Source organism: Nocardioides psychrotolerans (assembly GCF_943371775.1).
Taxonomy (GTDB): Bacteria; Actinomycetota; Actinomycetes; order Propionibacteriales; family Nocardioidaceae; genus Nocardioides; species Nocardioides psychrotolerans_A.
Genome location: NZ_CALRWD010000017.1, coordinates 49,489 through 64,032, shown reverse-complemented (window position 1 = coordinate 64,032; position 14,544 = coordinate 49,489). Strand labels below are relative to the sequence as shown.

Sequence of the window (14,544 nt, the reverse complement as noted above, 5' to 3'; positions counted from 1 at the left end):
TCGCGCCAGACCTCGTTGCAGGATCACGCCTCAACTCGACGGCCATCCGGGTTGCGCGCTCACGCAGCTCGTCGCCGTACTTCCTGGGTGCTGCCATGACTCTCATCCTCCATGGATTGAGAGCCTCCATCAGACCCGGGGCGATTCAGAGTGTTCACAGGGTTTCCTTGGTGGTCGTGGACTGATTCGGTTCCGCTTGTGCGGCGGGATCAGAAGGTCCGCGTCGCGATCCGGAGCGCAATCAGCTCCCTGCGCAACGTGTCAGTGATCTGGACCGGCGGGTTGCGTTCGAGGGAGCGGCGCCGAACGGTCGAAGTGGGCCACAACAGAGCCCCCGCTGACGGTGGGGGCAGTCGGCCCCTACTGCTGCGGTCGACACCCGCTGGAGGGTCCCCGTGACACCAACAAACCAGCCGCTGCCCGTGCTCGCACGGGCTGCCAACCCCAACCCGCCCCACGACCCGGAGGCATCTCGTCTCCTGCGACTGTGGGTCGACCTCACTCAGCGCGCCGCGTCCGCGGCCGCCCACCGAAGCGGCGACGAGGAGTCGCTGCGCAACCTGCAGCTCCAGGTCGAGGACACGCTCACCGACCGTGTGCCCGACAGCGACGCTCTTCTGACGGAGCTCTGGGTCTGGGAGTCGACGCTCATCCACGTCGCCGAGACACCCCCGGAGACGTGCCTGATCTGCCGCAAGGCCCGCCTGGGCCTGCCGACCGACCTGCCGCTGCCTGCTGCCATCGGGGGTGCGCTGTGAGCGTCGCCCACATTCCCACCGGCTCCGGCCCGGTGAGCGTGACCGGGGAGACCCTGGTCATCCATGACCTCACCGTCACCCACGGCGAGGCAGCGTCCTTCGTCCGAAGCCAACTGTCCGAGCATGGCCCCGAGGCCGCGGCTGACCTTGTGCGCCGCGCGCTTCCCGTGGGACTCGTCGCGTTGTCCATGGGCACGGCCGGGATCGACACCGGGTCGCTCACCCGGACCCTCGACACATTCGCCGACCGCGTGGACGCCAAGTCAGAAGCAGCTCTGGCCAGCCTTGACCAGACCCTGACCCGGCTACACGCCGGCGAGGAGGCTGTCGCCCGCACAGCCAGCTCCGTCCTGGAGAACCTGCCCGCGCAGGTCGAGGCCGCCCTCGCCGGACAAGCAGGCAGCGTCAAGGCCAGCGTGGTCGAGGCCGCCCGCACGGTGCAGAGCGCCGGACTTCAGGAGCTGACTACAGCTCTGGCGCGGCACTCGGAGTCCGTCAGGGCTGCGCTGAGCCTGGACCATGAGGGTCCGGTGCGCATGCTCCGCCAGGACCTGCTGGACGAGCTCAACGGCACCCGCCGAGAGCTCGGCGAACAGCTCGCACTAGTGCGAAGCCTGGTCGAGGCCGCCCAGGTGGCCAAGTCTGCCGGTGCCAAGAGCAGCCGCGCGATCGGCGCGACCAACGAGGACGAGGCGATGGCCCTTTGTCAGGACATCGTCACAGCGGCCGGAGATTTCTTCGAGCGCACCGGCGCACAGCCCGGAGTCGGCGGCACCACACGTCGCACTGGCGACGGCCTCGCCACGCTGTCGCCGGCCATCACTGGCCACGGACGCCAGGTCCGGATCGTCGTGGAGGCGAAAGCCAGAACACGGAATCTGAGCGCCAAGGCACACCTCCAGGAGATCGAGGACGGCTGCCGCGTGCGCGACGCCGGCGGCGGACTCGTGGTCGTCCCCACGAACACGCAGGTCCCCGGGGGCGGCGCGTTCCTCCGCGTCGGCAATACCGCCTACGTGGTGTCTGCCGAGAACCCTGAGACGGTCTCGCTGATCTACCTGTTGCTGCGCGAGCAGGTGGCCTTCCTCAAGGTCAGGCAGGACGACGACAGTGAGGTCGACTTGGCTCAGGTCGAGGCGCGTTTCGAGCTCGCCCTAGCCGATATCAGCCAGCTCGACGAGGTCGGTCGTCTCGCCGTCCAGGCGCACAAGGCACTCGAGAAGCTAATCGCCCTCGGGCGAGACACACAGCAGAAGGTGAGGGACACCCTGACCGAGGGAATCACCTTGCTGCACCCCTAGGGGGTGCACCCGTGAACGGTGGGGAGGAGCGCGACGCGCTCCTCCCCACCTCCGATTGCGGGCGCTCTGCTGGATCCGCGCGGACCCAGGTGCCGGATCAGAAGCCGGCGGGACGTGACGTGAGGACTGCGTAGCCGCTGGACCAGTCCGACCCGCAGGTCAGGTCCCACAGAAGGTGGGCTGTGAACCCGTTGCTCGTCCTCGTAGGCCGTCAGCATGATGGCCTCGAGGGTGCCCTCGCACCACATCACCATCCCGTCGACCCACGCCGCGGCCTCGTGCAGGACGGAGCAGTCGTCGCTGTCGACCAGCTCGAACCTGTCTGCCAGATCGAATCCAGCAACAGGTGACGCGTTCTGCCACAGCAGCTGGGCACGCCGCTGGTCGATCTGCACCGCCAGCGTGATCGGCGCGTCGGACGTGGGGGTGGTCGTCAGGTCGTTCATGTCGCTTCTCCAAGCACTCGTTGTCTTCGCGGCGATCTCGCTGCGTGGCTACACCTGTGCCGCAGGGATGGATCCGCGCAATCACCCCTGGGGTGGGCTGAGGCACCCCGCCCGGTTCGGGTGAAGCCAGCCCCGCCATCTGCCCTATCGGAGGGTCTCCCATCAGTCGAGGGCGCCACGACTGGTGGGGCGTCGTCGCGGTGTCTCCGGCCACAGTGCAATGTGGACACCGGTGCACAAGCCCACCGTTCAGAGATTCGTGTTCGCCGCCGCGCTCGACGGGCGCATCCGGGACCGCCTACAGTCCCTACCGGTGAGGGTGCGGCGAAGCCGCGAACGAGATGCGCGCCGCCTTGCGCGGGCGAGATGACCCGTACATCAAGACACCGATGCGTCCGTTACCTGGCCTCGAAGGGGTCGAGAATGCCGGCGGGCTCCGCTCCCTGACGACGACCCACCCCTGGTCGTCCTGGACCGGGTGGACAACATGCCCTCGCCACTCGCCGTCGATGCTGTGCCACTCGAGGAGCAGCGCGGGAAGCCTGTCGTGGCGCGTGGTGGCCAGCAGTGCCTGACGTCGGGCGGGGTGTGGTCGGCGCGGGGGTGAGGCGGTCCGAGATGGGGCGTTGCTGCCCCGTTTCCCCATGCCGCCTGCCATGAGCCGAGGGTGTCAAGGGCTGCCGACAGGGCCGGCGTCTGACTGGGTGTGTCCCTATTGGCGACGCCAGTTACCGGATCTGCCGATGACAGCGCACTCCGAAGCATCGGCTGGTGTCGGTGGTCTGTGCTTGGCTTCGTTCTTCGTGAGCCATCTAGGAGGACACTCGTGACCCGACTCGACGCGGCAGGCCGCCCTATCGACCGCGCACCCGGCAGCCGGTGGGGTGACGACCTTGCAGTGCCGATTGGACTCGGGACCAACACGTTCGGGCGCACCACAGACGCTGCCGCATCTCATCGTGTTCTGGACGAGTTCGCCGAAGCCGGAGGTGTTCTGGTTGACACCGCCGACACCTACTCCGACGGCGCGTCGGAAGTCATCCTTGGCGATTGGATGCGGGCCCGGAACAACCGTGCCCAGGTTGTGGTGACAACGAAGTGCGGCAACCTCCCGCCCTTCGATGGATTGTCCGCGTCGCAGGTGGCTGCTGCCGCCGAAGAGTCGCTGCGTCGACTCGGCACCAACTACATCGACCTGTACTTCGCGCACTATCAGGACGACGAGACGCCGATCGAGGAGACGGCGGAGGCGTTCGATGCCCTTGTTCGGGTCGGCAAGATCCGGGCCATCGGGCTATCGAACTTCACCGCCGATGCCGTCTGTGAGTGGATCGACACGGCCAACGCCAACGGCCTGGCCGTGCCCGTGGCACTTCAGCCGCACTACAGTTTGGTGCATCGGAAGCCGTTCGAGACGGAGTTGGCTCCGCTCGCGAGCGAGGCCGGTCTCGCGGTGCTTCCCTACCGGGCTCTCGGTGGCGGATTCCTGTCGGGGAAGTACCGCACCGAGGCCGACACCGAGGACCGAGCCAGAGGCGGCGGCGTTCGACCTCTGATCACACCCGAGGGACTGGGACTGCTCGACACCATCGACGCGATTGCCCAGGAGCACAACGTCACGGCCGCCGCCATCGCTCTGGCCTGGCTGATGCAGAGCCCGACCGTGACAGCACCGCTCGTGTCTGCCACCTCCGGTGCGCAACTCGACGACCTTCTGGCAGCACCGGCGGTCACGCTGGATGAAGCGCAGATCACCCGTCTCGACATTGCATCCGACGGGCTCACCTAGCCCTGGGGGTTCTTCAGAGCCGCTCACACGCCGACGTGGTGAGAGAACACCGATCAAACGCACGCTCATGCCGCGATGAGTGCGGTCCGCACGAGCGTGCTCACGCCGCGAGGTCGCCCGGGAGTCGCCGTGTTCGTTCACGGGAGAGGTGGCGCAACGTCGTGGCGATGCAGGCGACGTGCAGCCAGCCTGTCGCCGAGGTGGTCGTGTTCTCGAACGACTTCGCCAACCGGCGGGAACGCCCCAGGCGCCCGTGGGCGACCTCGACGCGCCAGGCGTGCCGAATGGGGCGGAAGACCGGCTGCTTGTCGTCCCACCCGACCCGGCGGACCTCGAGGTCGTGCTCCCGACTGAGGTCCCCCGCGGCGGCCGCAGTGACCCCGCGGTTCACCAAGACGAGCTCGAGCCGGCCCGCGACGCCCTGCTGGGTCAGGTGCTCAAGCATCAGGTCGCTGGCCCGGTTCTCGTGGGTCGAGGCGGGCACCACCAGCGCGGCCACCGGTAGGCCGGTCACGTCGACGGCCACGACTCGCTTCGCGCCCTTGGTGCGGCCGTAGGGGTCGCCTCGGTCGTGGAACGTGTACCCGCCGTTGGAGGCGCCGCGGGCCAGGTGGGTGTCGATGACGACCGTCGAGGGCGTCTGCTCCGTCCTTCCGTCATGTTGGCGCGCGGCGGCATGGAGCACCGTCAGGGCCTGCGCCCAGGTCCCGTTGCGTGACCAGCGGCGGAACTGCGACCAGACCCGGGTCCATGGTCCGAACGACTCTGGGAGATAGCGCCACTGGCAGCCGGTCTGTGCGATGTAGAGCATCGCGTCCACCACGCTCCGGAGATCATCGGCGTGCCTGCGGCCCCGCTTGCCCGGCGCGTTGAAGACAGGCTCCAGCAGGTTCCACTGCTCATCGGCCAGGTCACTGGGGTACGGCATGCGCCGCACGGTGCCTGTGCGACGCGCCCAGCCAATAGGGACACACCCAGTGAGTCCCGAAGCCGGTGAAGATGGACCCCGGCGGGTTCTTGCCCCCGCCGGTCTCGGGTGGTGCTTGCCGACCGCTCCGACGGGTCCCTGGTGACGCCCTCAGCGATGCACCACGCTGAGGCGTCCGGCTCGGTCGCGGTTGTTCCCACCAGTGCCCCATTCGGTGAGGATGCGCCAAACGTCTGTCTCCAACGACCCCACGCCGTAGCCGAGGGTCGCGCGCAGGTTGAGGGTGCGCTCGGGGTCGAGCAGCGCTGCGACGATGTGGAACAAGCGGTCCGCGGATGAGCACCACCCGCGACCCGCGGCGTCTACGTCCGCGATCCACTCTTCGTACAAGAAGATAGGATCACCCCGCCGGGTTCCGATGCGCTCGGCGTCCCAGGCTTCGGAGGCGTAGACCGGAAATTGCTGGTAGCCGAGCCAAACGACGGCGTCGGACGCGAGGTCACCGGAGAGTTCGATGAGGGCTTTCGCGGCGAGCATGTCTTCGGACCCGATGTGGGCCCAGCCCTCGTTCCAGCTGGGCCGAGCCGCGGCGTTGAGTTTCATGGGGCTCCTCTGATCTGACGGGGTTGGCGTAGGTGTGCTCCTTGATCACGGTGCCCGGAGGTAGCCGCCATGCAATGGGCGTCGCGTGGCGACACCACAGGGTCTGAACGTCATGCGTGGGATGAGCGCGCGACCGCCCTCGGGTGCACGATCGGGTCGGCTGCGCGGGTAGGTGACATCCGTAGCGCAGCGGGTCAGCCTGGAAAGATGTCGACCATGTCGTCAGCCCGGGGACCACTGTTCTTTGTGGAGCACTCTGTGTACCCCGACGACTCTCGCAGCGAGCAGACCGTCACCCGCGGCCTTGCCACTTTCGGGCTCCCCGAGCTCCAGCTCGGTGCTGCCGGTGCAGGCGGGCTGCTACTGCCGGCAAGCACCCGCGGCGACATGGTCCATGAGTTCGCCCGGCAGCTTCTCGACGGGGACACCGAGCCCGGTGCGAGCATGTGGTTCTCCGCCTGTTCTCGGCGTTTCCGTTCTTCCTCTTCGCAGGCAATGGCGACCCACTCTTCTTCGTGCCCTTGCCGATTCCTCGCCTGCATGAGGTGCTTGACGTAGGTTGACGCCTGCAGGTTGTGACCCGTGGGACGAGGGAGACATGGACGTCTTCAAGGTCCACGACCAGGTGATCGAGGACTACCGCGCTTTCACCTCGGGCTTCGTGGAGGTGAGGGATGAGCGCATCAAGGCGTTCGTCGACCAGCAGTTCGACGACGGCGTGCAGTGGCCCGACCCATGGGTCGGGCTGAACCCGTCATTCGCGACGGGGGGGTCAGTCCCTGAGCTCGTCGATGAAGGGTTGCTACACCCTGAGGCCGCACGCATCTTCCGCCGGAAGCTTGACCGTCAGGACGCCGGTCGCGACCCGATCGTGCTGCATCGTCACCAGCGACAGGCCGTGGAGATCGCCCGGACAGGTGCGAGCTACGTCCTCACGACCGGCACCGGCTCGGGCAAGTCGCTTGCCTACATCGTCCCGATCGTCGACGCGGTGCTCCGCGAGAACGCCGAGCGAGGTAGCCGTCGGCCCGGGGTGAAGGCGATCGTCGTCTACCCGATGAACGCACTGGCCAACTCCCAGGTCGAGGAGCTGCGCAAGTTCCTGCGATTCGGCTATCCCGAGGACGGGGAACCCGTCACGTTTGCCCGCTACACAGGTCAGGAGAATCCCGACGAGCGGCGCCGCATCCTCGCCGACCCGCCGGACATCCTGCTCACGAATTACGTGATGCTGGACCTGGTGCTGACGCGTCCGGACGAGCGCAACCAGCTGGTCAGGGCTGCTCAGGGGTTGCGCTTCTTGGCGCTGGACGAGCTGCACACCTACCGCGGTCGCCAGGGCGCCGACGTGGCGATGCTGGTCCGACGCCTCCGCGACGAGTGCGAGGCCGAGGACCTCCAGCTGATCGGCACCAGTGCCACCATGTCGAGCGAGGGCACGTTCGAGGAGCGAGCTCGTGTCGTGGCCGGCGTCGCGACGCGTCTCTTCGGCACCGACGTCCGCCCGGAGCATGTGGTGGGGGAGACGCTCGTCCGTTCAACCCCTGAGGTCACCGCCGACAGCCCCACCTTGGCCGACGCGGTCCGCGGCAACGTCAGCCAGCAGCAACGCCTCTTCGAGACGTTCACGCGTGACCCTCTGACGAGCTGGATCGAGACGACGTTCGGACTGACCTACGAAGCGGGTGCGGATGGGGAAGATCGGCTGGTGCGGCGTCCGCCCACGACCCTTCCGGAGGCCGCCAAGACGCTCGCAGACGAGACCGGCCTGGACGAGCCGTCCTGCGAGACGGCGCTCCGCAACGTCCTTCGCGAGGGGTCGGCGGTCACGCACCCGACCAGCACGAGGCCGGTCTTCGCGTTCCGGCTCCATCAGTTCCTCTCCAAGGGCGACACGGTCTACGTGTCGCTGGAGCCCGAGAGCACCCGTCACATCACCGGCACCTACCAGGTCCGGGTGCCCGGGCACCCGGACAAGGCGCTTCTGCCGTTGGGCTTCTGTCGCGAGTGCGGCCAGGAGTACCTCGTGGTCGCCCGGACCTCCGTCGATGGGGAGAGTCAATTCGTGTCGCGCCGCGACGCCGATGCCAGCGGGGGCGATGCCGTCACCGGCTACCTGTACGTCTCCTCCGACTACCCCTGGCCGGAGAAGGCCACCGAGATCAACCGCGTCCCCGAGCCATGGCTGGTCACCGACCCCGAGACCGACCGCGTCGAGGTCATCGAGAGCAAGAAGAAGTACCTGCCGACGCCGGTGTGGCTTCGCGCCGACGGTGGAGTGGACGCTACGCGTACCGGCCTCCAAGCATGGTTCGTCTCCACGCCCTTCGCGTTCTGCATGCGGTGCGGTGTCTCCTACGAGCAAGTCCGGGGACAGGACTTCGGCAAGCTGGCCACTCTCGACGCCGAGGGTCGTTCGAGCGCAGTGTCGCTGCTGTCTGCGTCGCTGGTTCGCAGTCTCAAGAGCCTGCCCGAGTCTCAGCTGCCGGCCACTGCACGCAAGCTCCTCACGTTCGTCGACAACCGCCAGGACGCCAGCCTTCAAGCAGGGCACTTCAACGACTTCGTCCAGGTCTCGCAACTGCGCGCCAGCCTGTTTGCGGCGCTGGTGAACGCCGGGCCTGCCGGGCTGACGCACGACGTGCTGGGTGACGTCGTCACGAACACCCTCGGTCTGCGGATGGTCGATTTTGCGCAGGCGCCTGAGGCGAAGTTCAGTGCGAAGAAGGATGCTGAACGAGCCCTGCGTGCCGCGGTGGAGTATCAGCTCTACGTCGATCTGCAGCGCGGCTGGCGAGTCACCATGCCCAACCTCGAGCAGACCGGCCTGCTCAAGCTCGTCTACCGAGACCTTCCCGAGCTCGCCGAGGACGAGGAGTCCTGGGAGGGCACCTACCTGCTCCATCGGATCAGCCCGGCGCAGCGCCACGAGCTGTGCCAGATCTTGCTCGACGAGCTGCGCCGCGTTCGGGCGATCGCAGTCGACTGCCTCACGGAGGACGGCTTCGAGCGCCTCAAGCGCCTCACCCGTGCCCACCTCATCGAGCCATGGAGCCTGGGTGAGGACGACCGTGTGGTCGAGGCCGGCGTCGCGATCCCGCGCCCTGCCAAGGCAGGTGGACGACGCGCCCTGCTCGCCGTTTCTGGTCGGGGCGCTTTCGGCAAGTACCTGCGCCGCGACGTAGCCGGCCTGCCCGACAACGGGACCCTCAAGTCCGAGGATTCAGAGCGGGTCATCGTCGACATGTTCAAGGTCCTGACCCGCGCCGGCCTGTTGGTGCAGAGCGAGGGCCCCGACGGAAGCGAATACAGGATCAACGCCGGAGCCCTGCGCTGGGTCGCCGGCGACGGTACGTCGGGCGCCGGTGATCCCCTTCGGAAGTCGTTCGCCGGAGAGGAGACCGCCCGGGTCAATCCGTTCTTCCGCGAGCTGTACCGGGACCTCGCTCGAGGCTTCGCGGGCCTGTTGGCGCGTGAGCACACCGCGCAGGTATCGCAGCAGGACCGCCTGGAGCGCGAACGCCAGTTCCGCAAGGGTGCGCTGCCGCTCCTCTACTGCTCGCCCACCATGGAGCTCGGCGTCGACATCTCCGACCTAAACGCTGTCGCGCTGCGCAACGTGCCGCCCACCCCGGCCAACTACGCCCAGCGCTCCGGCCGGGCCGGTCGCAGCGGCCAGCAGGCGCTCGTGCTGACCTACTGCTCCACCGGCAACGCGCACGACAGCTACTGGTTCCGCCGCTCCCGCGAGATGGTCGCCGGCACGGTGATCGCACCGCGCCTCGACCTCACCAACGAAGACCTTGTGCGCTCCCACGTGCACGCCATCTGGCTGGCCGAGACCAACGAGTCGATGAAGTCCTCGATCACCTCCCTGGTGGACGCCGACGGCGACAGCCCCAACTACACGGTGTTCCCCAACCTTTGGAGCGCCGTGACCAAGCCCGACGTGGCGCGCCGCGCCCAGACCCGAGCCGAACGCGTTCTCGCCGGGCTGCGAAAGACCTGGCAGCTCGACGGGGGAGATCCTTCCTGGTGGTCGGACGCGTGGGTCCACGACCAGGTCGCCCGCGCTTCGCAGGCCTTCGATGACGCCTTCGACCGGTGGCGGACGCTATACCGCACCGCGCTCACCGAGGCAAATGAGCAACACAAGCTCGCGCTCAGCACGACAGCAAGCCGGTATGACCGCACGATCGCCGAGCGGCGACGCACCGATGCCCGCAACCAGCTGCGGCTGCTCCGCAACGACGACTCCGAAGCTGGCGCCACCGACTTCTACAGCTACCGCTACTTGGCCAGTGAAGGCTTCCTCCCCGGCTACTCGTTCCCGCGGTTGCCGCTGGCCGCTTACATCCCGGCACGCCGGGGCGGCAAGCATGACGGCGACTACCTCCAGCGGCCGCGGTTCCTTGCGATCTCCGAGTTTGGACCAAACAGCCTGATCTACCACGAGGGAGCCCGCTACGAGGTCACCCGGATCCAGCTGCCCCGCGATCCTGGTGAGACCAGCGGCGGGGGTGCGATCACCGAGATCGCCAAACGCTGCCCAGGCTGCGGGTACCACCACCCGGTGCAGGTCGGCACGGACGTGTGCGAGAACTGTGGCGAGCGTCTAGGCGCAACCCAGTACGGGCTGCTGCGGCTGCAAACGGTATTCACCCGCCGCCGCGAGCGCATCAGCAGCGACGAGGAAGAGCGCCGCCGCTCCGGCTTCGAGCTCGAGGTTTCCTACCGGTTCCCCGACCGTGGTGGGGCACCGGACTGCATCCGCGCTGCGGCGACGCGCGACGGCACCATGATCCTGGAGCTCACCCACGCAGAGGCCGCCGACATGAGGATCACCAACGTCGGCCGGCGGCGCCGCAAGAACCCTGACGACCGGGGGTTCTGGCTCGACCTTCGTGAGGGTCGATGGCTCAGCGACAAGCAAGCCACCGACACCACGGTCGACACCGACGGACTCCCCGACGCCCAAGACGTCAAGGAGCGCGAGAAGGTCGTGCCCTTCGTCCAGGATCGCCGCAACATCCTTGTTCTCCGCGCGGCCACGCACCTGGTCGACGAGGTCGCCGTTTCCCTCCGGGCCGCGCTTGAGCGCGCGATCGAGACCGAGTTCCAGCTCGAGGACTCCGAGCTCGACAGCCGCGCGCTGCCCGACACCGGCGAACGGGGTCGCATGCTGCTCACCGAAGCGGCCGAAGGCGGCGCCGGCGTCTTGCGACGACTCGTGGACGAGCCCGAGGCGATCCAGCGCGTGGCGCGCAAGGCGCTGGAGATCATCCACTACGACCCCGAGACCGGGACTGACCTCGAGCACGCCGCCGGTGCCCGGGTCCGTTGCGAGCGCGGCTGCTACGACTGCCTCCTCTCCTACGGCAACCAGTACGAGCACACCCTCATCAATCGGCACAGCGTCGTCGACATCCTGCGCGATCTCCTCGATGCTCGCGTCGAGGCAGGCGCCGGTGGACGACGCCGCGCGGAGCACGCCGACTGGCTCACCAAGCTCGGCGACTCCAGCCTGGAGTCACGGTTCATCACCTGGCTCCAGTCGACGGGACGCCGTCTCCCCGACGACGCCCAGCGCACCATCCTGGACTGCCGCGCCCGCCCCGATTTTGTCTACGACGGCAACATCCCGGTCGCGGTTTTCATCGACGGGCCACACCACGACAGCGACACTCAGCAGCAGCGTGACCGCGAGGCCGAAGCCCGCCTGACCGACGCGTCATGGTTCGTGATCAGATTCCGGTACGACGACGACTGGGCCACCCTCGCCGACCAGAACGAGTGGCTTTTCGGTCGCGGAAGGAGCACCGCCTGATGAGCACCACTCACGCCGTGGGCAGCTTGGTCCTAGCCCGCGGCCGGGAGTGGGTAGTCCTGCCGGGCACGACGCCCGACTTCCTGCTTCTCCAACCCCTTGGCGGCGGCAACGCCGACGTAGCCGGCGTGTTTCCTGACGAGGGCGTCGAGGCTGCCACGTTCCCGACCCCCACCCTCGAAGACCTCGGGGACAGCACGTCAACTGCCCTGCTGCGCACCGCGCTGCGCGTCGGTTTCACCACGAGCGCCGGTCCGTTCCGCTCACTCGCCGGTATCTCGGTGAGCCCGCGCAGCTACCAATACGTCCCACTGCTCATGGCGCTACGTCAGGACGTCGTACGCCTCCTCATCGCCGACGACGTCGGCGTCGGCAAGACCATCGAGGCCGGCCTCATCGCCGCCGAGCTCCTTGCCCAGGGTTCAGCACAGCGGATGGCGGTGCTGTGCTCCCCGGCCCTGGCCGAGCAGTGGCAGCGCGAGCTCTCGGCCAAGTTCGGTATCGAAGCCGTGCTGCTGCTGACAAGCACCGTGAAGGGCCTCGAGCGCGGCCTGATGATGAACGAATCACTCTTTGACCGCTATCCGCACGTCATCGTGTCGACGGACTTCATCAAGTCCGACCGGCGCCGCCACGAGTTCCTGCTTCGCTGCCCCGAGCTGGTCATCGTCGATGAGGCGCACAACAGCGTCGCCGGCTCGGGCATGGGTCAGAAGGGGCGTCACCAGCGCTACGAGCTGTTGCGTGACCTCGCAGCTGACCAGAACCGCCACCTCATCCTGGCAACCGCTACCCCGCACTCTGGTGACGAAGAAGCCTTCTCCAACCTCATCGGCCTTCTCCACCCCGACCTTGGCACCGCAGACCTGGTCAGCACCCGAGGCCGCGAGCTGCTGGCGCGCCACTTCGTCCAGCGCCGGCGCGGCGACATCCGCCGCTACCTCGACGAGGACACGCCGTTCCCCAGCGACAGACTCACCCTCGACGTCCCCTACAGCCTCTCGCCGGCCTACCGCGATCTCTTCGACGACGTCCTCGCCTGGGCGCGCGACCAGGTCAAGCAGGACATCGGCAGCGCCAAGGGGCGGGTGCGCTGGTGGTCCGTCCTCGCGCTCCTGCGCGCGCTCGCCTCCAGCCCCCGCGCCGCGGAGGCCACGCTTCGCACACGGGCCGCCAACAGCGAGGCCACCACCATCGCCGAGGCCGACAACCTCGGTCGTGCCGCCGTCCTCGACGAGAGCGACGAGGAGTCGCTGGAAGGGATGGACACCACCCCCGGCGCCGTCGTCGAGTCCGACGCCGACAACGGGCACGACGTTGCCTCCGCCACCAGCGCCACTGAGCGTCGGCGACTGCTGGACTTCGCCAAGCGCGCCTCCGAGCTTCACGGCCCCGACCAGGACCGCAAGATCGGCAGTCTCACCCAGCAGGTCAAGAAGCTGCTCGCCGGTGGTGACAACCCCATCGTCTTCTGCCGCTTCATCGACACCGCCCACTACGTCGCCGAGCACCTCACCGACACGCTGGGCACCAAGAAGGCTCCGGTGACGGTCGTGGCGGTCACCGGCGAGCTCCCGCCAGCCGAGCGCGAGCGGCGCGTCGCCGAGCTCACCGCCACCGACGGCATGCACGTGCTCGTCGCCACCGACTGCCTTTCTGAGGGTGTCAACCTCCAGCACGGATTCTCGGCGGTTGTCCACTACGACCTGTGCTGGAACCCAACACGGCACGAACAGCGGGAAGGCCGCGTCGACCGCTACCTGCAACCCAAGGACATCGTTCGCGCGCTCACGCTCTATGGCGAGGACAACGGCATCGACGGCATCGTCCTCGATGTCCTCATCCGTCGCCACCGCGCCATCGCAAAGGCCACCGGCGTCGCCGTGCCCGTCCCTGGCGATGGACAGGGCCTCATCGACGCACTTGCCGAGGGCCTGCTGCTGCGCGGGGAGTCGTCCCGCGACCAGCTCATGCTCGACCTTGACCTCAACGCCAAGGCAGCGCAGCTCGACCGAGCCTGGACGTCGGCCGCCGAGAAGGAGAAGGCCTCCCGTGCCCGTTTCGCCCAGAACACCATCAGGCCAGAGGAGGTCGCCCAGCAGGTCGAGGACATCCGGGCAGCCCTCGGATCACACGGCGACCTGCGGCAGTTCGTCACCGCGTCGCTGAGTTCGCTCGGCTCCACGATCACCAGCACCGATGACGGGTTCACCGCGGTCACGGCCACACTGCCTCTCGGCGCCCGCACCAGCCTCCCGTCCGGCCTGCGCGACCCGTTGCCGTTCCACGCCGACCCACCTGCCGCCCGCGGCCACGCCATGATCGCCCGCACCGACCCCGCCGTGCAGGCGCTCGCCCGCTACGTGCTCGAGAGCGCCCTTGACCCCACCGTGGCGCCTCACGAGCGGCCCGCTCGTCGTGCCGGCGTCATGATGACCGATGCCGTCGGCACCCGCACGACGCTGCTACTGGTGCGGCTCCGGTTCCACCTGACCCTCCCCACCCCGTCCGGGCCTCGGCAGAAGGTCGCCGAAGACGCCTGTGTCCTTGCCTTTGAGGGCTCACCGGAGGCCGCCGCTTGGCTGCCCGACGAGGATGCCGAACGCCTCGTCGGCGCCCAGCCCTCCGGCAACGTTCCTCCCGCGGTTGCGCAGCAGTGGATGGGCGGCATCCTGCGCGGGCTGGACGACCTCCAGCCGGTGCTGGCCCAGGTGGCCGAGCACCGTGCGCAACGGCTCCTCGACGCTCACCTACGCGCCCGCGCCGGCACGGGCCGCGACGCGGAACGGTCACGCCGCGGCCTGACAGTCACCGCCCAACAACCCGTCGACGTCCTCAGCGTGCAGGTGCTCATGCCCGCCGGGGGCACCCCATGAGCACCCAGCCCGCCGG

The 14,544-nt window shown here is 68.2% G+C and carries 8 protein-coding genes; 5 read left to right on the top strand and 3 right to left on the bottom strand.

What is annotated here, in order from left to right; genetic code table 11:
* Nucleotides 1-422: 422 nt before the first annotated feature.
* Nucleotides 423-758, top strand: a complete 336-nt coding sequence (locus tag AAG827_RS07355) for a hypothetical protein (RefSeq protein WP_341925240.1) — start codon at nt 423-425, stop codon at nt 756-758.
* A complete protein-coding gene (locus AAG827_RS07350; RefSeq protein ID WP_341925239.1) occupies nt 755-2,059 on the top strand; it encodes a hypothetical protein in 1,305 nt (434 codons plus the stop codon). Before AAG827_RS07355 ends, AAG827_RS07350 begins: the two co-directional genes overlap by 4 nt.
* Here the strand turns inward: AAG827_RS07350 and AAG827_RS07345 are convergent.
* Nucleotides 2,056-2,505, bottom strand: a complete 450-nt coding sequence (locus AAG827_RS07345; protein WP_341925238.1) for a hypothetical protein — start codon at nt 2,503-2,505, stop codon at nt 2,056-2,058. The genes AAG827_RS07350 and AAG827_RS07345 overlap by 4 nt on opposite strands.
* Before the next feature lie 826 nt (nt 2,506-3,331).
* Here AAG827_RS07345 and AAG827_RS07340 point away from each other — a divergent pair.
* A complete protein-coding gene (locus AAG827_RS07340; RefSeq protein WP_341925237.1) occupies nt 3,332-4,294 on the top strand; it encodes an aldo/keto reductase in 963 nt (320 codons plus the stop codon).
* A gap of 100 nt (nt 4,295-4,394) precedes the next feature.
* On the opposite strand, the gene AAG827_RS07335 is transcribed toward AAG827_RS07340, so the two are convergent.
* Nucleotides 4,395-5,222 carry an IS5 family transposase gene (locus AAG827_RS07335; RefSeq protein ID WP_341925236.1) on the bottom strand — a complete coding sequence of 276 codons (828 nt, stop codon included), beginning with the start codon at nt 5,220-5,222 and terminating at the stop codon, nt 4,395-4,397.
* Nucleotides 5,223-5,372: 150 nt separating this feature from the next.
* On the bottom strand, nt 5,373-5,825 hold the full coding sequence (locus AAG827_RS07330; RefSeq protein ID WP_341925235.1) for a hypothetical protein: 453 nt from the start codon (nt 5,823-5,825) through the stop codon (nt 5,373-5,375).
* Nucleotides 5,826-6,450: 625 nt separating this feature from the next.
* On the opposite strand from AAG827_RS07330, the gene AAG827_RS07325 reads away from it, so the two are divergent.
* On the top strand, nt 6,451-11,652 hold the full coding sequence (locus AAG827_RS07325) for a DEAD/DEAH box helicase (RefSeq protein WP_341925234.1): 5,202 nt from the start codon (nt 6,451-6,453) through the stop codon (nt 11,650-11,652).
* Complete coding sequence (locus AAG827_RS07320; RefSeq protein WP_341925233.1) at nt 11,652-14,528, top strand: helicase-related protein; 2,877 nt, start codon at nt 11,652-11,654, stop codon at nt 14,526-14,528. The genes AAG827_RS07325 and AAG827_RS07320 overlap by 1 nt, the downstream gene beginning before the upstream one ends.
* Nucleotides 14,529-14,544: the final 16 nt, after the last annotated feature.

Coding starts and splice junctions, on each gene's coding strand:
- AAG827_RS07335 (WP_341925236.1), bottom strand. CDS start 5,222: ATGCCGTACCCCAGTGACCTGGCCGATGAGCAGTGGAACCTGCTGGAG.
- AAG827_RS07320 (WP_341925233.1), top strand. CDS start 11,652: ATGAGCACCACTCACGCCGTGGGCAGCTTGGTCCTAGCCCGCGGCCGG.
- AAG827_RS07330 (WP_341925235.1), bottom strand. CDS start 5,825: ATGAAACTCAACGCCGCGGCTCGGCCCAGCTGGAACGAGGGCTGGGCC.
- AAG827_RS07345 (WP_341925238.1), bottom strand. CDS start 2,505: ATGAACGACCTGACGACCACCCCCACGTCCGACGCGCCGATCACGCTG.